This is a genomic window from Solobacterium moorei (assembly GCF_036323475.1).
In the GTDB taxonomy this organism is placed as follows: Bacteria; Bacillota_I; Bacilli_A; order Erysipelotrichales; family Erysipelotrichaceae; genus Bulleidia; species Bulleidia moorei.
The window spans coordinates 2523322-2543868 of sequence record NZ_AP028934.1; the positions used below are offsets into that span (position 1 = coordinate 2523322).

Annotated in this window: 17 protein-coding genes and 1 riboswitch; of the genes, 8 read left to right on the top strand and 9 right to left on the bottom strand. The window is 36.5% G+C overall.

Features of this window, described 5'->3' with window-relative positions; genetic code table 11:
- Positions 1-207: 207 nt before the first annotated feature.
- From RGT18_RS12650 to asnA, 3 genes are all read right to left on the bottom strand, one after another.
- Positions 208-1422, bottom strand: coding sequence for a DUF4097 family beta strand repeat-containing protein (locus RGT18_RS12650; RefSeq protein ID WP_162141206.1), 1215 nt, complete (start codon positions 1420-1422; stop codon positions 208-210).
- Entirely contained in the window at positions 1419-1721 is a 303-nt protein-coding gene (locus tag RGT18_RS12655; protein ID WP_028077368.1) for a PadR family transcriptional regulator, read from the bottom strand. Before RGT18_RS12655 ends, RGT18_RS12650 begins: the two co-directional genes overlap by 4 nt.
- Before the next feature lie 88 nt (positions 1722-1809).
- Positions 1810-2820 carry an aspartate--ammonia ligase gene (gene asnA / locus RGT18_RS12660; protein ID WP_028077367.1) on the bottom strand — a complete coding sequence of 337 codons (1011 nt, stop codon included), beginning with the start codon at positions 2818-2820 and terminating at the stop codon, positions 1810-1812.
- Between the two features lie 189 nt (positions 2821-3009).
- Here asnA and RGT18_RS12665 point away from each other — a divergent pair, with 189 nt between their 5' ends.
- Positions 3010-3888: an NAD(P)/FAD-dependent oxidoreductase gene (locus tag RGT18_RS12665; protein WP_245580891.1), complete on the top strand. Its 879-nt coding sequence runs from the start codon at positions 3010-3012 to the stop codon at positions 3886-3888.
- Between the two features lie 9 nt (positions 3889-3897).
- The gene (locus RGT18_RS12670) at positions 3898-4335 is read left to right on the top strand and encodes a MarR family winged helix-turn-helix transcriptional regulator (RefSeq protein ID WP_037403326.1); all 438 of its coding nucleotides are present in this window, start codon (positions 3898-3900) and stop codon (positions 4333-4335) included.
- Between the two features lie 46 nt (positions 4336-4381).
- Here RGT18_RS12670 and RGT18_RS12675 read toward each other — a convergent pair whose 3' ends face one another.
- Genes RGT18_RS12675 through RGT18_RS12685 form a run of 3 tightly spaced genes read right to left on the bottom strand, consistent with a single transcriptional unit; the run spans position 4382 to position 8731 of the window.
- Positions 4382-4666 (bottom strand): chorismate mutase, encoded by a 285-nt coding sequence (locus tag RGT18_RS12675; protein WP_006524963.1) that lies wholly within the window; start codon positions 4664-4666, stop codon positions 4382-4384.
- A 52-nt stretch (positions 4667-4718) separates the two neighbouring features.
- Complete coding sequence (locus tag RGT18_RS12680) at positions 4719-6551, bottom strand: ABC transporter ATP-binding protein (protein ID WP_051240876.1); 1833 nt, start codon at positions 6549-6551, stop codon at positions 4719-4721.
- Positions 6548-8731 carry an ABC transporter ATP-binding protein gene (locus tag RGT18_RS12685; protein WP_028077363.1) on the bottom strand — a complete coding sequence of 728 codons (2184 nt, stop codon included), beginning with the start codon at positions 8729-8731 and terminating at the stop codon, positions 6548-6550. The genes RGT18_RS12680 and RGT18_RS12685 overlap by 4 nt, the downstream gene beginning before the upstream one ends.
- A gap of 594 nt (positions 8732-9325) precedes the next feature.
- Between RGT18_RS12685 and RGT18_RS12690 the strand changes: the two genes are divergently transcribed.
- Positions 9326-12718 (top strand): hypothetical protein, encoded by a 3393-nt coding sequence (locus tag RGT18_RS12690; protein WP_028077362.1) that lies wholly within the window; start codon positions 9326-9328, stop codon positions 12716-12718.
- Between the two features lie 795 nt (positions 12719-13513).
- On the opposite strand, the gene RGT18_RS12695 is transcribed toward RGT18_RS12690, so the two are convergent.
- Entirely contained in the window at positions 13514-14002 is a 489-nt protein-coding gene (locus RGT18_RS12695) for an ECF transporter S component (RefSeq protein WP_028077361.1), read from the bottom strand.
- Positions 14003-14097: 95 nt separating this feature from the next.
- On the opposite strand from RGT18_RS12695, the gene pdxR reads away from it, so the two are divergent.
- Genes pdxR through RGT18_RS12710 form a run of 3 tightly spaced genes read left to right on the top strand, consistent with a single transcriptional unit; the run spans position 14098 to position 16483 of the window.
- Complete coding sequence (gene pdxR, locus RGT18_RS12700) at positions 14098-15150, top strand: MocR-like pyridoxine biosynthesis transcription factor PdxR (RefSeq protein ID WP_028077360.1); 1053 nt, start codon at positions 14098-14100, stop codon at positions 15148-15150.
- A gap of 24 nt (positions 15151-15174) precedes the next feature.
- A complete protein-coding gene (locus tag RGT18_RS12705) occupies positions 15175-15819 on the top strand; it encodes a DUF1287 domain-containing protein (protein WP_037403323.1) in 645 nt (214 codons plus the stop codon).
- 34 nt (positions 15820-15853) lie between these two features.
- Positions 15854-16483 carry a DNA alkylation repair protein gene (locus RGT18_RS12710; RefSeq protein ID WP_028077358.1) on the top strand — a complete coding sequence of 210 codons (630 nt, stop codon included), beginning with the start codon at positions 15854-15856 and terminating at the stop codon, positions 16481-16483.
- Between the two features lie 302 nt (positions 16484-16785).
- On the opposite strand, the gene RGT18_RS12715 is transcribed toward RGT18_RS12710, so the two are convergent.
- The gene (locus tag RGT18_RS12715; protein WP_028077357.1) at positions 16786-17646 is read right to left on the bottom strand and encodes a pyridoxamine kinase; all 861 of its coding nucleotides are present in this window, start codon (positions 17644-17646) and stop codon (positions 16786-16788) included.
- A 94-nt stretch (positions 17647-17740) separates the two neighbouring features.
- A complete protein-coding gene (locus tag RGT18_RS12720) occupies positions 17741-18592 on the bottom strand; it encodes an AraC family transcriptional regulator (RefSeq protein ID WP_028077356.1) in 852 nt (283 codons plus the stop codon).
- 135 nt (positions 18593-18727) lie between these two features.
- Here RGT18_RS12720 and RGT18_RS12725 point away from each other — a divergent pair, with 135 nt between their 5' ends.
- Both RGT18_RS12725 and RGT18_RS12730 read left to right on the top strand, forming a co-directional pair.
- Complete coding sequence (locus RGT18_RS12725) at positions 18728-19159, top strand: Dps family protein (protein ID WP_006524973.1); 432 nt, start codon at positions 18728-18730, stop codon at positions 19157-19159.
- A gap of 91 nt (positions 19160-19250) precedes the next feature.
- A riboswitch (Fluoride riboswitch) is annotated at positions 19251-19324 on the top strand.
- A 40-nt stretch (positions 19325-19364) separates the two neighbouring features.
- On the top strand, positions 19365-20543 hold the full coding sequence (locus tag RGT18_RS12730; RefSeq protein ID WP_028077355.1) for a cation:proton antiporter: 1179 nt from the start codon (positions 19365-19367) through the stop codon (positions 20541-20543).
- Positions 20544-20547 lie beyond the last annotated feature (4 nt).

Here is a 20547-nt window from a genome sequence, read left to right on the forward strand (position 1 = left end):
GTTGTTTCTTTTACTTCATAGGTACCTTATACTAAAGCTTCAGCAATAACGTTCGTCTTAGTCCAACTGATAAGAACTGTTAGTGTTATGCACGAATGGACTATTATATACCTAATCAATTGTAACAATTTTAAAGTGCTCTTTAAGAGTTCCCTTGCTCTATTTGTGTATAAATCAACAAGTATAAAAACAGCCTAGATTAGGCTGTTAGTGAAAGTCGATGTCGCCGGCATTTGTTTTGATGAGAATCTCACCTTTTCCATCACCGACAATATAGTTTTTATGACGGAGCTTTTGATATGGTAAATCATCGTCAAAATCAATATCTCCGAAGTTTGTGGAGAGACTTGCGCGGTAGTCTTTTGTTTCTGTTGTCATATCGATATCACCGGCAGTAGATGTAACTTGGATATTCTGGATTTCTCCACGAACATTTAAATCAATATCACCTGCAGTTGTTTTTACTTCAATGATAGGAGAGGATACTTCCATATCGATATCACCTGCAGCAGCAGAGAGTTGAATGACGTTTGCGGCGTGCTTTTGAATATCGATATCACCGGCTGCGATATTGGCATATAGATTACCTGTTGTATTTGTTAAGTCCACATCACCAGCAGATAGCTTCATGCCGATTTCATCAAAGTTTGAATCAGAAATATCTAAGTCACCCGCCAGCATCGTAAAGTCTGCGCGCTTCATTTCAACACGGCTAAGAGAGACATCTCCAGATGTGTTATGGCAGTTAAATTCATCAAGTTTGATATCATTGACATCCACATCACCAGCAGGTGCTTCCATTGTGATTGTTGAAATACCGGATGGAATTTGTACAGTTAAGTCACCACTGCCAGTCACAAGAATCGTAGCGGTATTATCACTTACCTCACAACGAATGCCATCAGCTGTAGGATTTCTGAAGATACTTTGTGACTGCGTAAATTCATAGCAGAGTTCATTTCCTTTTTCTAGAGTGATATCTAGGGATGACATTAATGTTTCACTATGAATCACTAAGTGAGCGATAGAGCTTGGGAGTGTTTGAGTCTGTGGCTCTGTATAGTAGTGTGCTGTATTCTTCTTACGGTCCATATTAGCCGTGAAGTTTTTCGCATGCCCGAGTGCTTCATCTGCGATGCGTGTAAACGCATGGAAGGCTGTAGATAATCCTTCTTTTAGATCTTGGTAGTCTTTGCTCTTCTGTTCTTTATGAACGGTTTCTTTTTCACCGCCCATCATATGAATGTTTTCTAGTACATCATCAATTGTTCCGAGATCATTCATGATTTCTTCTTCGCTTCTTCCTTCGCTGATTCCTTCTTGAAAGTGTGCTTCGAAGGCGTCAAGAATGTCTTTCTTAAAACTTGGAGAGTAATTTGCGAGAGCTTGATTCAAAGCTGCTAAGTATTCATTTTTTGTCATATCAATTTTTCCACCTTTTGAACGAACGTAATCCATTCTTCTTTCTGTTGTTGTTGATAAAGTTTTCCTTCTTCTGTTAAATGATAGTATTTTCGAGCTGGGCCGCCAGATGACTCGACAAGATAGGTTTCAAGATAACCATTATCTTTTAGTCTTTTTAGTATTAAATATAATGTTCCGGCAGTTACGGACATTTCTTGGGAAATATCTTCAGTCAGTTCGTATCCATACTTATCATCTTTTACTAACCTTGAAAGAACGCATAATTCTAAAACACCTTTTTTAAATTGTGCATCCATTGTTTTTCCTCCTTGCAAGTAGAATATAACACATACTATTCTGTAATGCAATATAGTATGCAAAAAAATATACTCCGTTTGGAGTATATTAGAGTAAATGTATTTGATGTGCTTCGCATTCATCGGCCATATCTTGTGGCCAGATGGAAGCTTGTACTTCGCCAACGTGAGCCTTATTCAGCAGTAACATGCACAATCTAGATTGTCCAATACCACCACCAATGGTATATGGAAGTTCACATTTTTGAATCATTTGGTGATATGGGTAATGGAGGCGTTCTTCCGCATTGCGGATACGGCATTGTTCTACGATGGAGTTTTCATCGACACGAATACCCATGCTGGAGATTTCTAATGCACGCTCTAGGGATGGTAACCAGAAGAACAAATCTCCATTGAGATTCCAGTCATCATAGTCAGGTGCACGTCCATCATGTGGTTTTCCACTACGCTTCAGAGCGTGACCAATTCGTTTGATGAAGACGCATTTCTTTTCTTTTGTGATTGCATCTTCACATTCTTTTGGCGAAAGGTCTGGGTACATGTCTTCTAATTCTTGGGAATCGATGAAGAATACATCATTTGCTAGATGGCACACTGCGTGTGGGTATTTATACCAGATTTCATGTTCCATGTGTTTGATGACTTTAAAGATCGTACGTACTGTTTCCTCTAGCATCGCTTCTGTACGTTCTTCTTTCGTGATGACTTTTTCCCAGTCCCATTGGTCAACGTAAACAGAATGTAAGTTATCAAGCTCTTCATCACGACGAATCGCATTCATATTTGTATACAATCCATCATGAACTGCAAAATTATATTTCTTCAGTGCGAAACGTTTCCACTTGGCAAGGGATTGTACAACTTCGATTGTTTCGTTTGGCATCTCTGCAATATCGAATGATACAGGGCGCTCTATACCATTCAGGTTATCATTCAAACCAGTACTCTTTGGAACGAATAATGGAGCGGAGATTCTAGATAAATGCATCTCTCTTCCAAACTCCTTTTGGAAAGTATCACGGATATATTTGATGGCTTCCTGTGTCTGTCTAACATCAAGAACAGGATCATAGTCTTTAGGTATTACTAATTGCATAACATCACCTCATAGTGCGTTTAATTTTAACACAGAATGAAGGGCATGAGATAGAGAGAAATACTGTAATTTGATAGCTTTTTGAATATGGAATTGGCGATATAACATGCATACATGCAGGCGGTGTGTATATTCCTTGAAAAATTTAATTATATTTCATACAATATAACACGATTAAGGAGCGTTATGATGACACGTTATGATATAGCAATTATCGGTACTGGCCCAGCAGGACTAGAGGCAGCCATTACCGCAAAGGTGCGTAATAAAAATATTATCTTATTTGGATCAAAGGACTTGAGCCAAAAGATGCAGGTGGTAAAACATCCAATTTTAAACTACTTAGGTTTACCATCAAAGACAGGTGTAGAGATGGCTAATGTATTCCAACAGCAGTTGGATGAACTTGGAATCTCGATTACAGAAGAGAAGGTTTCAAATGTTTATGCGATGGGTGAATACTTCGCATTACAGTTAAATAACAGTGAAATGGTTGAGGCGACATCTGTTATCCTAGCAATCGGTGTTGTGGCTGGTAAGCCATACGCTGGTGAGGAAAACTTCTTGGGTCGTGGAGTTAGTTACTGTGCAACTTGCGATGCACCTTTATATAAAGGAAAGGTAGTTGCGGTTGTAGCAGGTAGTCAGGAAGAAGAAGCAGAAGCTGATTTCCTTGGTGAAGTATGTGAAAAGGTATATTACTTCCCACAATATAAGGATGAACCACAGTTAAATAGTAAGAACATTGAAATTCATCACGAAAAGCCCGTTGAGATTACAGGTATGATGAAGGCAAATACGCTGAGAACAGATCAAGGTGAATACATAGTAGATTGTGTATTTATCTTACGACCAACACAATTCCCAGGCTCGCTTGTGCCAGGACTTGAAATTGCAGGAAATGCAGTCAAGGTTGATTTACAGATGAAGACAAACTTACCAGGCTTATTTGCGGCAGGTGATATTACAGGACAGCCGTATCAATATATCAAGGCGGCTGGTCAAGGAAATGTTGCGGCATTATCTGCAGTAGCGTACGTTGATGAGTTAAAGAGAAAGAAACAATAGGTGATTAACATGGCAGGACAGAAAATAGACGCACTTAAATTAGAAAATCAATTATGTTTTCCACTCTATGCGGCTGCTAGAAAGATTACAGCAGCGTATACTCCTATCCTAAAACCGCTTGAGATGACATATACACAGTATATTGTATTCTTAGTATTATGGGAGAAGGATGATATCTCCGTGGGTGAGCTGTGCGAAAGATTATATTTAGATAGTGGAACAATCACACCATTACTAAAGAAGATGGAAGATAAGAATTGGTTAACAAGAACTCGTTCCAAGTTAGATGAGCGTGTCGTAATGATCAAGTTAACAAAAGAAGGCAAGAACATGAAGAAACAATGTGCAGATATTCCTGCAAAGGTTCGTTCTTGTGTATGTCTTAACCAGAGTGAAGCACTTGATTTGTATAAAGTACTGTATAAGCTTCTAGAAGAGAAAAAATAAGCTATGTCAATCGACGTAGCTTTTTTGTGCATGCATGTAATATAAATTATTTCTGATTGTGTTTCTCTTTGATTTCTTTCTGATAGTCTTTTGAAACTTGCATGGTATAGCGATACCAAGATTCAAAATAATCAGAAAGACAAGCATCCTGTAACAGTGCTTTTGTGCGCAGGATATTTTGTTCCTCGCGGCCTGTGTCTAGAATTGGAAGTTGGTTAGCTAGCTTGTATTGGATAATACTTTCTACAGCATGCATACGCTGTTCAAATAATTGAACCAATTGAGTATCAATATCATTAATTTCTAAGCGTTTTTCATCTAATAGTGTCATACATACCTCGTATGTTTATCTTAGCAGATATGAAAAAAGGGCTCAACGCCCTTTATTCCGCTTCTTCACTAAATTGTGAATTGTAGAGATTTGCGTAGAACCCGTTCTTAGCAAGTAGTTCATCATGGGTACCGATTTCCACAATATCGCCATGATCCATGACTAAGATCATATCTGCGTTTTTAATTGTGGATAAGCGGTGTGCGATGATGAAGGATGTCTTACCTTTCATCAGGTTTTCCATACCTTTTTGAATTAAGATTTCTGTACGTGTATCCACGGATGAAGTCGCTTCATCTAGAATTAAAATCTTAGGATCACTCAAGAAGGCGCGTGCAATTGTTAGTAACTGTTTTTGGCCTTGTGAGATGTTTGTGGATTCTTCATTGATAACTGTTTGATATCCATTTTCAAGTGTACGAATGAAGTGGTCAACATAGGCTTGGTCTGCCGCATGCATGACTTCTTCGTCGGTTGCGTTTAACTTGCCGTAGCGGATATTGTCCATAATTGTGCCAGAGAATAACCAAGCATCTTGTAATACCATACCGAAGCTATTACGTAACTGACCACGTGCAATATCCTTTGTGTTAATACCATCAATGAAGATATCACCGCTATTTGTTTCGTAGAAGCGCATCAGTAGTTTGACGATTGTTGTCTTACCAGCACCTGTTGGTCCAACAATCGCTACCTGTGCACCTTGTTTAATATATGCGCTGAAGTTATGGATGATTGTCTTTTCAGGTGTATATCCAAAGACAACATTCTCGAATGTAACTTGACCCTTAAGGGTGCTGTTTCCGTTTTTATCCATGATATTGACGGAATTCTCTTTATCAGGAGTTTGTTCAGGCTCTTCTAGGAATTCAAATACACGTTCAGCGGCAGCTGCAGTAGATTGTAGTACATTCATAATCTGGGCAGTCTGTGTAATTGGTTGATTAAAACTACGTACATATTGGATGAAGGCTTGAATATCACCGATTGCTAAGCCGTTATGAAGGGATAAATATCCACCGAGTACACAACATCCAACATAACCAATATTTCCAATTAAACTTGTAATCGGCTGCATTAATCCACTAATAAATTGTGACTTCCAAGCAGATGTATAGAGCTCTTCGTTCATCTTGTTAAATGTACTGATGGAACGCTCTTCTCCATTGAAGGCTTTCATGACGATATGACCACCATACATCTCTTCAATATGACCGTTGACTTCACCAAGTGTCTTCTGTTGTTGGATGAAGTACTTCTGTCCATTTTTGACAACAGACATTGCCGCAACAGCAGAAAGCGGCACAATAACCAATGCCATTAACGTCATCTGCCATGAAATGGTAATCATCATGTATAGGATACCGATGATGGTAATCAACGAAGTAAAGATCATCTGTATCGATTGTGTTAATGACTGTGACATCGTGTCAACATCATTTGTAATACGAGATAATACTTCACCATGTGTTTGTTTATCGTAGTAGTTTAATGGCAAACGATTGATCTTCAAAGAGATTTCTTCTCTTAAACGATAGGTTACCTTCTGTGTAACGCCTGACATTATCCATGCTTGAATGTAAGAAAGAATGCCAGAGAGTACGTATATACAAAGTAGTAAAAGTAATGTGTGTTTAATACCATCGATATCGATGGAACCTGTCCCACTGTATTTGGCAATTAATCCTTGGACTAGCTTTGTGGTCGCATTACCTAAAATTTTAGGACCGATAATTGTGAAGATGGTTGAGCCAACCGCAAAGATAATGACGAACACAATTGCGATGCGGAATGGCTTTAGATATTTCAATAAAGTAGATAGTGTTTTCGATAAGTTTTTTGCTTTCTCGTTGGAAGCACTCATCATTCCATGTTTTTGACTCATTCTCCCAACTCCTCTCTACTTAACTGTGAGTGTGCGATTTCTTGGTATACTTCACAGCTCTTTAATAACTCTTCGTGTGTTCCAATACCAGCCATCTTACCTTGATCTAAAACAATAATCTTATCTGCATGCATGATGGAACTAATACGTTGTGCAACAATAAATACCGTTGCGTGTTTCTTGGTGATGAGTTCTGCAAGGGCAGCGCGCAGTTTCGCATCCGTCGCATAGTCTAATGCACTAAAGGTATCGTCGAAAATATATACCTGTGCATCTTTCGCAAGTGCTCTAGCGATGGAGAGACGTTGTTTTTGACCACCAGATACGTTTGTGCCACCTTGGGCAATTGGTTCATTCACTCCATTTGGCATGCGGTCTACGAATTCCTTCGCTTGCGAAACGGATAGTGCTTCTTCCATCTTTTCATCACTTAAACTTTCATCTGCGTAGCGAAGATTTGATGCGATTGTTCCACTAAAGAGAATACCTTTTTGAGGAACATACCCAATACGATCACGTAATTCCTTCTGTGATACATCGCGAATATCGATATCTCCAAAGCGAATCGTACCTTCAGTTATATCAAAGAAACGAGGTAATAAGTTTACCAGTGTAGTTTTACCAGAACCAGTCGATCCGATAAAGGCAACGGTCTCTTCTGGGTTAGCGGTAAAGTGAATGTCTTCCAACACATTTTCTTCTGCGTTGGCGTATTTGAATGAAACGTGGTCGAAGGTGATTGGTGCGTTTTCTTTTGGTAAGTGTTTAGGCTCAACTGGGTCATGGATTGTAGGTTCTGTTTCGAGAATTTCAAAGATACGGTTTGCGGAAACGGAAGAACGCGGAACCATGATAAAGATCATTGCAATGATCATAAATGACATTAAAATTTCAGTTGCGTATTGAAGGAATGCCATCATATCACCGATTTGCATTGTTCCTGCGTCTACTTGGTTTGTGCCAATCCAGATAATTCCGACAGATAATGCACTTAACGCAAAGGTCATAATTGGCATTGGTAATCCCATTATTCGATTTAGGAATAGATTCAGTTTTGTAATATTATCATTCACTTTTTTGAAACGTTGTTCTTCATACTTCTCATTATCAAATGCACGAATGACTAACATACCTTCAAGTTGTTCACGAGATACACGATTTAATTGGTCTACAAGCTCCTGTGACTTCTTAAATTTTGGCATTGTGAAGGAGAAGATGGCAATCATGAGTGTAATCAAACCTGCAACACTCCATGCAAGCAAGGAAACAAGAGAAGAGTAGTGAATGACTTTAAATAGGGAAGTAAATCCCATGAATGGTGCAAATAATACAATTCTTAAAAACATTGTTAGAATTGTTTGTACCTGTTGAACGTCATTAGTTGTACGCGTGATCAAAGATGCGGTTGAAAAACGTGAGAATTCAGCAGAAGAGAAGGTCTCGACTTTCGCAAATACATCACGACGTAAATCACGACTGGCTGCGGTAGCAGTGCGTGAAGAAAGGTATGCAGAACCAATCGCTGAAATTGTAGCGAGTAATGATATCGCAAGCATCCAGAACCCTTCCTGCATGATATAGCGGTTCTGAATGGCTGCTGTATCCATCTGTAGGTCTTGATAAACTTTCTTGACCGCTAATATTTGTGCTGCAGTTAGATTCGCATCGGTATATTTCGATAACATCGCATCAAACTGATTTACTATCTGTTCCTTCAATTGTGGCTGTAGTGCTAGTGCTTGATACAACTGTGAAGAACTATCTAGCTTGAAGCTTTTGAGAATCTCTTCATTTTCTAATAATGATGTCATTAGTAAAGGCTTTTTAATCGTATCTTCAAGGGAACTATCAGGATGATCCTTTAAAACATAGATATCTTCTTTTTCTACTAGAGGATATTTCTTAGTATAAGAAGTGTCACCCTGAGAAACTTGAACATAGTTATCTTCTAGGATTGTTTTACTTTCTTCATCCATAAAGACTTGTAGGTGGTTGTAAGTCTCCTCAGACATCGCAGAAGGGATAGACTCTGTAATTCCGCCATACTGAATACCGTAGGTAATAATCTTTGACATATGGTCTGGTAAAGCAAGCTGTGCTTGTACTTGGGCAAATACCAATACAATGACAGCTACTACCGAGATCCAATAGGGCTTTAAATAACGAAATGCTTTTAACATATTGTTTTCTCCATCATAATAGCAATCTTATTTTAACATTTTATATATTTGAAATAGTGATTTGAATGCTAACTAAAATAATGATTGGTGTGATATTGTGTGAATTATAAGAATGATGTTCCTATATAAATGGATGGCATCCATTACATTATTATGCAAGTTATTTATAATTTCTAGTTTAAATATAAAATGCCTTGATAAAATGCTTTGAATACCTATGTTATTTTAAGTTCAAGTAAAAAGTTAAATTTTCACTTGAGGCACTTGAGGTAGCTATTGAAAATTTCAACAAATATTGATATTATGTGTGAAAATTGTTAGAATATTATAGAATTTTATCAGTTTAATTTTATAAAATTAAATATAAGGGAAGTGATTGAAAATCAAATAAGTAACTAAAACATATGAAAGTTTTAACTCATCCGCTATCCTAACTCTAAAATGGAATGCTCATTAGTAGATTGTTGGAGAAAACGATACATAAATTCCAATCATGATCTAAAGAGTACATAGGATAATAATCAAACAACTAACTATATATGTATGAAAAAAATATATTTGTTACACTAGCATATTAAGGGGGATAAGAAAATAATGAAAAGCAATCACATTTTAATGAAGGGTGTAATTACGACTGCTTCACTAATTTCTGTAGGGGCACAAGTAACAACAGTAATGGCTGCGGAAGAGACTCTCACACCTGGACAAGTTGGGCAAATGTCCCAACAAGAAGTTGACAGCCGTATACCCCAAGAAGAACAGAGATTACAAGAGGTTAACATAAAAATAGCTGAATTAAACAGCCGGATTGGGCAGTATGCTAATGAGCGTGCTGAACTTGAAAAGCAGATTGTAGCGAAGAAAACTGAAGTTGATGTGGATAAAGCGGCATTAAGTACGAAGGAGTCAGAATTAAAAGCAACTGCAGAAGCTGCAATTCAAGCGCAAAATACTGCACAGAGTACAGTCGATAAAATCCAAGAGGAACTGAAGAAGCTAGAAGCAGATAAGAAAGCGTTAGAAGATAAAATTAAAAGTTTGAAGAAGGAACAGGCAGAACTATCACCTAAGGTTGCTGATATTGCTCCATTAGAGGCTGACGTACTTGCAAAGACAACAGAGCTAAATAATATGCAGGCAGAATTAACAAATCGTCAGAATACACTAAATGATGTCACAAAACAGTTGAGTGATTTAAAGGCAGATAAGGAAACCTTAAGCCAAGAACTTGAAACAAAGAAGGATGAATTAAAAGTCTTAGAAAATAACAAGAATCAAATTGAAGCAACTGGCACAGAAAAGACGGAAGAAAAGAACACGCTTGATAAGCAGATTGCAGATGTTACACAGGCTATTACAAATAAGCAGTCTGAAATTGACGCATTGGGTGTAAATGAAGCGAGTCTTACAATTCAGAAACAGAACCTTGAAAAGAACGTAGCAGATATTACAAATGAAATTGCTACAATCGAACAAGACTTAACAACTAAGCGTAATCGTTTAGCAGAAGTTACATCTCCTGAATTAAAGAATCAAATTCAGGGCAAGAAAGATGAAGTAGCAAATCTTACAAATCAGATTGCGGCTTTAGACAACACAATCAACGAACAGACACAGGCTAAGACAAATGCTGAACAAGCAAAGACTACAGCAGAACAGGCTAAGTCAGCAAAAGAAGCAGAAAAGACAAATATTCAAAATTCTATTGACTCTAAGACAACAGAGTTAGCACAGTTAGAAGCCAAGCAAAAAGAAGTAGAGAAGAAAATTGCAGAGGCAACAGACAATTCTACATTCTTAAACTTCTTAAAGGCTAATGGTGGTAGTGTTCCAACATTAAAAGATGGTACTCTTAATTCAACAGCACAACAACCACAGACTTGGGATGAATACTTAGAGTTCGTTATGAACACACCTGTTAAGATGGTTGTCAAGAACAGTAAGGACTACGGTCAAGTTAAGACTGTACGTGAGTGGTTAAAGGGTGATGAAACAGCATTAACATCTGCTAAGGATAACCTAATGCGTATGGTAAATACTGTTACAGAACTTAACAATCGCCGTAAGGCAGCAGGTTTAGAACCAGTCAAGGTAGATGTTCGTGGTATGTTGACAGAAGCAATTGCAACAGCAATCGGTGCAAATAACTACTGGTATCATACTTATGTAAATGGTGCTGATAACTTATTTACTTTAACAGGTAAAGAAGAATGGATTGATAATGGTTCTACATACGAAAAAGAATCCATGAAAGGCTGGTGGGATGAAGAGAAGGACTCAAATGGTGGTCACTACAAGTGGTTCTCTGACCAGTATGGTAAGTTACATGCGATATCACCTTACATGTTTATTAGAGAGGGTGTTAACCAACGTGAAAACATTGGTAAAGATAAGACACCAACATTCTATTCTGGTGTAGGCCTTGAAATTGCAAAACAATCAAACACATCATACGCTTACTCTGATAAGAACCATGCGATCCCTCTATATCCACCACACGATGTCAAGACTGACGAACAGATGAAGGCATATATGACGGAAGAGAACGGTTACTACACAGAAGAGCGTTTCCGTGAGATTGCTACAAACTGGGTAAACAAGGTAACACCTAAGAAGTTGGCAGATGAACTTGAAAAGGCTAAGGCCGCAGTTGAAGCAAAGAAAGCAGAAAAATCACAGGCTGAACAGAAGTTGGCAGAAATCAATAAGGCTATTGATGAAACTGTAAAGACAATCAACGCTGAACAGGCTAAGATTAATAGTGCTACAAACGCTATCAACACAGCAACTTCAAGCAAGGCAGATGTGTTACAGAAGAAGCAAGAAGCAGAGAAGAAGTTACAAGAACTTGAACAGATGGCTGCTAATGCATCAACAGAAGCACAAAAACTAGCAACTGAAATCAGCACACTAGAGAATAACTTAAGTCAGAAGAACACGGCATTAGAAAATGCGAAGAAAGCATTAGAGCAATTCAACGAAACAAACAGGAAGTTTAATACATTAACGGCAGAAAAGAATGCTCTTGTAAGTGATAAGAATGCAAAACAAGCAGAACTCAATAAAGTTATTGCAGACCTAGCTGATAATGTAGCTGAGTTAGCGGAAGTTCAGAGTAAGATTAATGCCAAGAATGGTGAAATTGCAACTAAGGCATTTGAAGTAACAAGCAAACAGAATGCAATTACTTCTGCTGAAGCAGATAAAGTTGCTAAAGAGAAACTTGTAAGCGACCAAGCTAAATTAGTTGAAGATCAGAAGAAGTTAGTTGAACAGGCAAAGCAATTACTAGATAGTCAAAAGAATATCAATAGCAGAGTAAATCAAATCAATAATGAACTGCCAACATTAGATCCAACAATGTATGATGCAGATATTGCTGCACACAGAAATGACTTAACAACTGCAAATGCAACACTAGCAACAAAAACTGGTATTGCAAATGTAGAGAATGGAAAGTTAGCAGCATTTAGAGCAGAGTATGATGCCCGTAGCTCAAGTGATTATGCAACAATTAATGTTCTTGGTCAACATGAAGCTGAATACAACGTTTTGATGAATAAGTTAAATGTAATTCTTAATCAGTTAAATAAGTTAAACAGCTCAAAGGCAGAATTAGAAAATGATTCCCAAGTTGTCGCAAACAACATTTATTTATTAAATAAGGCAAAAGAAGGTTTTAAGGCTATTCTTGCAAATCTTGAGTATTTAGAGAACCAGAATAAACAAAAAAATCCAAATCAACCTGCTAAGGGATCTGATAAGAAGAATCAAGAATCAAAGGATAAAGAAGATAAGCCTAAAGATTCTAAGAAAGATACCAAGGAACAAGAAAACAAGCAGTCTACTTCAGAAAACACTCTAGGAAATAGCGAAGATAAGGAAAATGGTATCAGTCCTCTTCTTGTTGCTGGTGGAACTGTCTTAGCGGTATCTGGAGGATATGTTATCTATTTAGTAGGAAAGAAGAAAAAAGAAGAAGAATAAACTATTTTAACTAAATATATATTAGAGATTGCTGGCTTAAGTAAACTCAGCAATGAGTTTTGAAAAAGCAAAATAGGATGGCTATAGAGTGTCGGTAATGACATTCCAATATAGTCATCCTTTTCCGTTAGCCATTTTAAGATTCTAAAATTAGGATTGGATTATAGATTGTTTCGAGTTTTACAATAGAAAAGATCTGTCAATTCTGACAAATCTATCAAAAATATGGCTTAATTAACTCATAGTGGACTTAATATCATTGATGAGGGTTCATATGCACATCAATATTGAAAATGCATAATAGATTAGTTTCATTATAAAGGAGAAATCTATTATGCATGAAACAGAATTAATCACTAACTTTAATAAACTTTAATAAACTAATACAATCACAACAGGACCGTATCCAAAGATATTATACAGGATACCTTCAAAAATAACATTACACAACGCTCTATCATCTACACAGACGGAACGGATCGTTATAACTCTTTGGCAGAATGTAAGAATTGTAGAGTAGTATATTAACCGATATGCCGTATTGTTTGTATGTATGCGTAGGTTTATGGAGATGGATCTTAATGAATTATATGAAAAGCTTTCATGGATGATACGTTATCCATTTGTGATAACTACAAAAGTATTACAGAACCACAATTTATTTAGTTTCTCAATACAATAACGAATTACAAGTCCACAGTAAGTTAATTAAGCCAAAAATATTTTTAGTCTCGTTGAAGATGAAATGAATATAGATAAGCTAAGCAGCTAAAGTGTAGAGTGTGTGAAACAGGCTTATTTTACTAATCTTTTGAGTGGTAAACGTGTATGTAGGATGACTGCCATAATTGCGCCAAAGCTAGCCTGAATAATTTGGAATGGCAATTTGATTATTGCGACCTTTGGACTTGCGTAGAAGAATGAGCGACCTATCGTATATCCACTAACCATGATAATCGCACCAACAGTTACCGCAAGAATATAATCCTTTAAAGCAGGATGTTCCTTCTTAGAAATGAGTAGGGAAATCACGACTGCTTGTAGACCGTGAGTAACAAGGGAAACAAACATTGGTGTTGGATAGAAGAACAAATCACCAAGGAATGAACCAAGACCACCAACGATGAAAGCCTCAACAGGATTTAACATGAGTGCGGCCGTTACGATGACCAAGTCGTTGAAGTATAGATGTCCACCTGGTACCGGAATACTGAATGAAGATAAAACTATCGTCATCGCTAGTAACATTGCGATTAAAGTAAATCTTTTTACTGAAATATTCATAAAAACCTCCAAATATGTGTATATTTTAAACAGTTTCTGGTTATCTGCATATACCCAGAAATGTTATAATTTATATGACCAGATTGGAATGAGATATGAACAATAAAACCAAAGCATACATGGATCTATACCTAAAGATTCGTAATGATATTATTCGTGGTATTTATCAAACAGGGGATAAACTACCTTCGAAACGCATTTTAGCAGATAAAGAAAATGTCAGTGTGATAACAGTAGCACATGCATATGAATTACTAGCGTCAGAAGGATATATCACTTCTCGTATGAGAAGCGGATACTATGTAAGTTATCTTGAGAAAGATTTTTTTAGTGCTAAAGAAGATAGTAGTATCGAAATCTCACCGGAAATACAGATTACAAATGATAAACTGTTTTCTTCCAATGTATTTGCGATGGCTGCACGTAAAGTATTAAGTATGCGACAAGATGTATTACTAACAAAATCACCATGGAATGGACTCGTATATCTTCGTAAAACAATTACGTCATACTTAGCACGTGTTCGTGGTATCTATGTTGATCCAGAACAGATTATCATTGGTTCTGGTTCAGAATACTTTTATGGAATTCTAGTGAGTATGATTGGACGCGATAAGGTATATGCAATTGAAAACCCATCTTACGAAAAAATCTCACTTATGTATGAAACAGAGAATGTAAGGCTAATACGCATGAAGCTTGGTAAGAATGGTATTTTAAATTCAGAACTACAAAAGAATCACGCAGATGTATTACATGTGACGCCATATCATAGTTATCCATCAGGTAGTACAACAGATATTAATAAGAGAAAACAATATATTCACTGGGCAAATGAAAATCATGCATGGATAGTAGAAGATGATTATGATTCTGAATATACCTTAGGAATGAATGGTAGAGAAACACTATATGCTTTAGACGATGAACAGGTTATTTATCTAAATACTTTCTCCAATACCATCGCACCATCCGTTCGAATTGGATATATGATATTACCAAAGAAGAACTTAAAACAATTTCAAGATAGAATCTCCTTCCGCTCCAATACAGTTTCAACGTTGATGCAGTATATCGTTGCGGAGTTAATACAGAATGGAAGCTTTGAAAGACACATCAATCGCGTACGAAAGAAGATGCGTAAGTAATGCTATGCATGTATGGTGGGATATATGATAAAGAAGATTGCTATATATGTAGTCGCTATTGTTATTATTATTTCTGCATTTGCCTATAGGCATTATCAAAATCCATCTATCAAACGACCTACAGGTAAATATCAAGTCAAACAGTATCATAGCAATAACGATCAAGATAATGATGGTATCGATGACCAAGTAGATATATTAGAAAATGCGCTAGAATACATTTCCACAAAGCCAAAGTATCAAAGCAAGTACTATAGTACAGGGTATTCGGACGATGAATACGGAGTTTGTACAGATGTTGTAGCACATGCATTAAAGAATGCTGGGTATGATTTAATGACATTAATTCAAGAAGATATTCAAAATCATCCTAGTGATTATGCAATTGATCAGCCAGATATCAATATTGATTTTAGGAGAGTTAGAAATTTAAAAGTATATTTTGATCATACTGCGCAGATACTTACGACTGATGTAAAAGATTTTGAAGACTGGCAGGGTGGAGATATTATTGTATTTCGCAATCATATTGGAATCGTATCAGACAGAAGAAATGAGAGAGGAGTACCATATGTAATTCACCATGATAGTCCATGGCAGTTGGCATATGAACAAGATATCTTAGAGAAACGTAATGATATTGTCGGACATTATCGTATTAGTAAATGAGAGATACATTAAAAATGGAAGATGGTGCATGTGTATGAAAGAGTATATTGCAAATTTAGAAAAAGAATTAACTTTAATAGAAAATGGTTTTAAGGAACAGGAAAAAAGAGCACTTGCTGACTATCAATCGAAAGGTATGGACTATATCAAGAAGTTGGCGTTTTCTGCATACTCATCTAATGTCTACCAAGTAAAGATGTACGCTGTATTTCTCTTTGGATATTTATCGGAGTACGAAGATGTATTAAATTTTATGAGAGATGAAGTTTCTAAAGACGAAAATTGGAGAGTTCAAGAAATTTTAGCAAAAGCATTCGATGAATATTGCAAGAAAAAAGGATTTGAAGAAGCGCTACAAGTAATTGATCAATGGCTGCATAATAAGAATCCTAATACTCGAAGGGCAGTCACGGAAGGATTGAGAATATGGACAAATAGGCCGTATTTTAAAGAACATCCTGATGAAGCAATTAGAAGAATTGCAGCTTTGAAGGATGATACAAGTGAATATGTAAGAAAGTCAGTAGGAAATGCATTAAGAGATATTAGTAAGAAATATCCTCGACTAGTGGAGATTAAAGTTGATGGTTGGGATTTGGAAAATAAAGAAATCTATCAAGTATATAAATTAGCGAGTAAATTCTTAAAAAAGAATAGGAAATAATTAGCGAAATGAGTGCTCTAAATAATAAAAGAATATCTAACAGTAAACAAAAATGGCCTAGATAAGAAGAGAGGATTACCAAAGAACTAACTCTGTATCGTTGTAGCAATTGATTATCACAAAAATATATAGCTCGTTATTCGTGGTCGTGGAAAGCTATCTGCTTCACGTATCTGAAGCACTAAAGAATCATAAAAGTTTAAAGATTATTCATGATTTAGATTTTTATTGGATTGAATAGTTATAAAAAATGTTTCACTTTGAAAAGGAATGACGAAATAAAAACTGTATTAAACCTTTGGCTATTCGACCGTAGGTTTAACACAGTTTTTATATTTCTCCAATGATGTGATTAAGAATGGCATTGCCTGTTCGAAGTTGACGCCATAGATATTATGATTTTCTTCTTCCAATGTTTTATGGATAGATTCCTTCACATAGTCACAGGCAAGTATCATTGCTTGTAGTAGGGATAAACCTTGCAAGAGTCCACCGCTGAAAGCACTTGCCCAAATATCACCTGTACCGTGGAAGTGTTGTGGTTCTTCTTCATTGAAGTATGTTGTGTAGGTATCTGTATCCTTTTCATATGCATACGCACCGATACGACCTGGTTCAAATGTTACACCGGTGATAATTGCGGTATGACATCCAAAATCTGTTAGTTGACGTAATACATGTTTGATATAGTCTTCATCATACTTTTCCTGATATGGAATATCTAATAAGAAGGAAGCTTCTGTTAGGTTTGGTATGATGATGTCTGCGATAGCACATAAATCACGCATCTTTTTGGTAAATGGAATGTCGAATCCTGTATATAGCTTTCCATTATCTGCCATACATGGATCTACAATTCGAAGAGCGTGGGTTCCAAATTCTTCGAATATCTTTTTTGCAAGATCGATTTGTTCGAAGGAACCAAGATATCCTGTATAGATTCCATCGAATGTAAAGCCTTCTTTTTGCCAGTGAGCGAGTATTGGATTTACTTCACTTGTTAAATCATGGAATGTAAAGCCTTGGAACATGGTATGTGTTGATAGTACGGCGGTTGGAATAACAGCAGTTTCAATGCCCATCGCAGATAGTACTGGTAAAGCAACTGTTAATGAGCATTTTCCTACACAGGATATGTCCTGCATTGTCACAATTTTCTTCATGAGAAATCTCCTAGTCTATAATTCTCATTATAGAAGATACTAGAAAAGAGAAAATTACCAGATTGATAGAAAATCATATAACCAGATATATTATTTAACTATTCATGCGTGCATGTTGCTTACGATATTGGTTTGGTGTCATGTTATATTCTTTTAAGAATAGGCGGTTGAAATAACTAGGTTGTCCAAATCCACAAGCAAATGATATTTCAGTGATTTGTTGAGAACTGTTTGCCAACTGTTCTGCGCTGACTTGTAGACGGTAGCTGTTTAGAAAATCGATAGGAGACTTGCCAGTGTACTTGTGGAATAAGCGTATACAAGTACTCTTACTAACTTGTCCAGCCTCCGCAATATCGTCCAAACCGATTTTAGCGCTATAATTTTCGTGGATGTAGCTAGTCATATTTCTTTGAATCTGTACATTAGCATCATACGTAGTATGAATGTTTTGCTTGCTAGATTCATAAGCGAGATATAAATAACGAATAATTTTATAAATCAAAGAATATTCTTCGAGTTCATAACCAATTGGTTTTTCACTTTCTAACACTTCAACTTCTTTCATTAAAGAATAGATATCCAAACCAATACCTTTGTTGATGTTGAATTGGATATGCGCAAACGCATCCTTTTCAAGTAATGGACGTATATATTTTTCGTAGATATGTTGATCTTTAATAAAGTAATCTGGATTGAAGATAATTGTTTTCTTTCTACACTTGAATGTATCATGGTTTTCTGTGTAGATATGATGCATTCTACCGCGGTTGATAATACAGATATTACCTTTATTAATTAGAAACTCTGATCCATCAACATTGCAGTAAAACTTTCCTTCTACAACTTCAATTAATTCAAATGAGTTATGCCAATGTGTTAACTCATCTTGCTTATAAGTATCGAAGCTTTCGCTTTCTATAATGAGTGGAAGTTCTTGATTCATATGAATATTCTCCTATATTGATAATATTATACTATTTTGTGGATTAATAATACTATTGTATACATATATTTGATTATATACTATCAATGTCAGCTGAGGAGGCTGTAGAAAATATTGAAAAGGAGATTATAAATTATGAACAACAAGTTAAATGTATTATTATCTGACCTAGTCGTTTTCTATCACAAATTACAAAATAAGCACTGGTATGTAAGTGGACAGTCATTCTTCCAGATTCACCCAGAACTCGAGAATTTATATGATGCTGTATTACCACAGGTTGATACAGTTGGTGAATTAATCTTAATGAATGGTGGTAAGCCAGTTTCAACACTAAAGGAATTCCTTGCGAATGCAAAGCTTGAAGAAGGCACAGACGCATATGTAACAAGTGTTAAGACTTTATACTCTGAATTATTACCAGACTATCAGTACCTATTAAAGAGTGTTACAGAAATCAAGGAAGCTGCAGATGCAGAGAACAACTACCTCGTATCTGCGAAGATGGATGAATTTATCGCATCTTACGCTAAGACAATCTGGATGTTAAGCCAGGCCTTACTATAACCATCAATCGTATTAACATGTTATCCCTGCTAGAGTTCCCCCTACGACTAGCAGGGATTTCTTTTTGACAAAGAAATAAATCGGAACTATAATTTCTGACGGAAATGGGGTTTTCCAAGATTATAAATCTAAACCGCTATAAGTGCTGATAACTCCTGTAACTTCTTTTTGTTACGGGTATCAGCATTTTTATATAAGGAGAGTTATGTTATTTAGTTTTGCGATGATGATTTTAGTTAGTGTAGTATTTGCGATGATTATGCGTAAGGTAGGTTTACCAAATTTATTAGGGTATTTACTAACTGGAATCATATTAGGACCCTTTGTATTCAACGTAATTGATACAACAACCTTTCAGATTTCATCTGATATTCGCCAGATTGCGTTAATGATTATTTTGATGCGTGCCGGTTTGAACTTACAGATATCAGATTTAAAGAAGGTTGGATCGTCTGCGTTGCTGATGTGTTTTGTGCCAGCTAGCTTTGAGATTCTAGGACTGATGATTCTAGCGCCAATCTTTCTGCATTTAGATCTGTTGAATGCCGCAATACTTGGAACCGTATTAGCTGCGGTATCTCCTGCTGTTGTTGTACCACTTATGTTAAGACTAATGGACGAAGGATATGGCACAAAAGAGGGTATTCCTCAACTAATTATGGCTGGTGCTTCAATGGATGATGTGTATGTTATTGTACTATTTACATCATTATTGACACTTGCCAAGAGTGGAGAGTTCAATGCGCTATCCTTATTACGTATTCCAACATCAATCCTATTTGGAATTGTTTCTGGTATTGTCTTGGGGTATGTACTTTGTAAGCTGTATCGGCTATTGAAGTTACCTACTGGGATTGAACTTGCAAGCATGTTTGCGATCGGGATGGTACTTATTACAATTGAAAGAATAATGACGGGTATGATTGGATTCTCTGGTTTACTTGCTATTATGGCTTTAACAGCTACGATACGTCATATCAAACCAGAGATGGCGGATAAATACTCTGCTGTTCTTGCGAAGCTATGGCAGCCTGCTGAGATCTTCTTATTTGCGTTAGTAGGTGCGAGTGTACGAATTGATTATGCATTATCTTTTGGACCTGTTGTTTTGGTTGTCATTATTCTAGCACTAGTATTCCGTATACTTGGTGTATATCTGAGTATCATGAAAACAAAGTTCAATATGAAGGAAAGGATATTCACAATGGGGGCATATCTTCCAAAGGCAACGGTACAAGCTGCGATTGGAGGACTTGCATTAGAGGCAGGTCTTGCTAGTGGGGAATTAATTCTGACGGCTGCGGTCACCGCAATCCTATTTACTGCACCGCTTGGAGCTATCTTTATTTCACTTACCTACCGCAACTTTTTACAAAAAGTGTAGAGTA

Excerpts from the sequence above, each read along its gene's own strand:
- RGT18_RS12650 (WP_162141206.1), bottom strand. The coding sequence starts at position 1,422 with ATGACAAAAAATGAATACTTAGCAGCTTTGAATCAAGCTCTCGCAAAT.
- RGT18_RS12655 (WP_028077368.1), bottom strand. The coding sequence starts at position 1,721 with ATGGATGCACAATTTAAAAAAGGTGTTTTAGAATTATGCGTTCTTTCA.
- asnA (WP_028077367.1), bottom strand. The coding sequence starts at position 2,820 with ATGCAATTAGTAATACCTAAAGACTATGATCCTGTTCTTGATGTTAGA.
- RGT18_RS12665 (WP_245580891.1), top strand. The coding sequence starts at position 3,010 with ATGACACGTTATGATATAGCAATTATCGGTACTGGCCCAGCAGGACTA.
- RGT18_RS12670 (WP_037403326.1), top strand. The coding sequence starts at position 3,898 with ATGGCAGGACAGAAAATAGACGCACTTAAATTAGAAAATCAATTATGT.
- RGT18_RS12675 (WP_006524963.1), bottom strand. The coding sequence starts at position 4,666 with ATGACACTATTAGATGAAAAACGCTTAGAAATTAATGATATTGATACT.
- RGT18_RS12680 (WP_051240876.1), bottom strand. The coding sequence starts at position 6,551 with ATGAGTCAAAAACATGGAATGATGAGTGCTTCCAACGAGAAAGCAAAA.
- RGT18_RS12685 (WP_028077363.1), bottom strand. The coding sequence starts at position 8,731 with ATGTTAAAAGCATTTCGTTATTTAAAGCCCTATTGGATCTCGGTAGTA.
- RGT18_RS12690 (WP_028077362.1), top strand. The coding sequence starts at position 9,326 with ATGAAAAGCAATCACATTTTAATGAAGGGTGTAATTACGACTGCTTCA.
- RGT18_RS12695 (WP_028077361.1), bottom strand. The coding sequence starts at position 14,002 with ATGAATATTTCAGTAAAAAGATTTACTTTAATCGCAATGTTACTAGCG.
- pdxR (WP_028077360.1), top strand. The coding sequence starts at position 14,098 with ATGAACAATAAAACCAAAGCATACATGGATCTATACCTAAAGATTCGT.
- RGT18_RS12705 (WP_037403323.1), top strand. The coding sequence starts at position 15,175 with ATGATAAAGAAGATTGCTATATATGTAGTCGCTATTGTTATTATTATT.
- RGT18_RS12710 (WP_028077358.1), top strand. The coding sequence starts at position 15,854 with ATGAAAGAGTATATTGCAAATTTAGAAAAAGAATTAACTTTAATAGAA.
- RGT18_RS12715 (WP_028077357.1), bottom strand. The coding sequence starts at position 17,646 with ATGAAGAAAATTGTGACAATGCAGGACATATCCTGTGTAGGAAAATGC.
- RGT18_RS12720 (WP_028077356.1), bottom strand. The coding sequence starts at position 18,592 with ATGAATCAAGAACTTCCACTCATTATAGAAAGCGAAAGCTTCGATACT.
- RGT18_RS12725 (WP_006524973.1), top strand. The coding sequence starts at position 18,728 with ATGAACAACAAGTTAAATGTATTATTATCTGACCTAGTCGTTTTCTAT.
- RGT18_RS12730 (WP_028077355.1), top strand. The coding sequence starts at position 19,365 with ATGTTATTTAGTTTTGCGATGATGATTTTAGTTAGTGTAGTATTTGCG.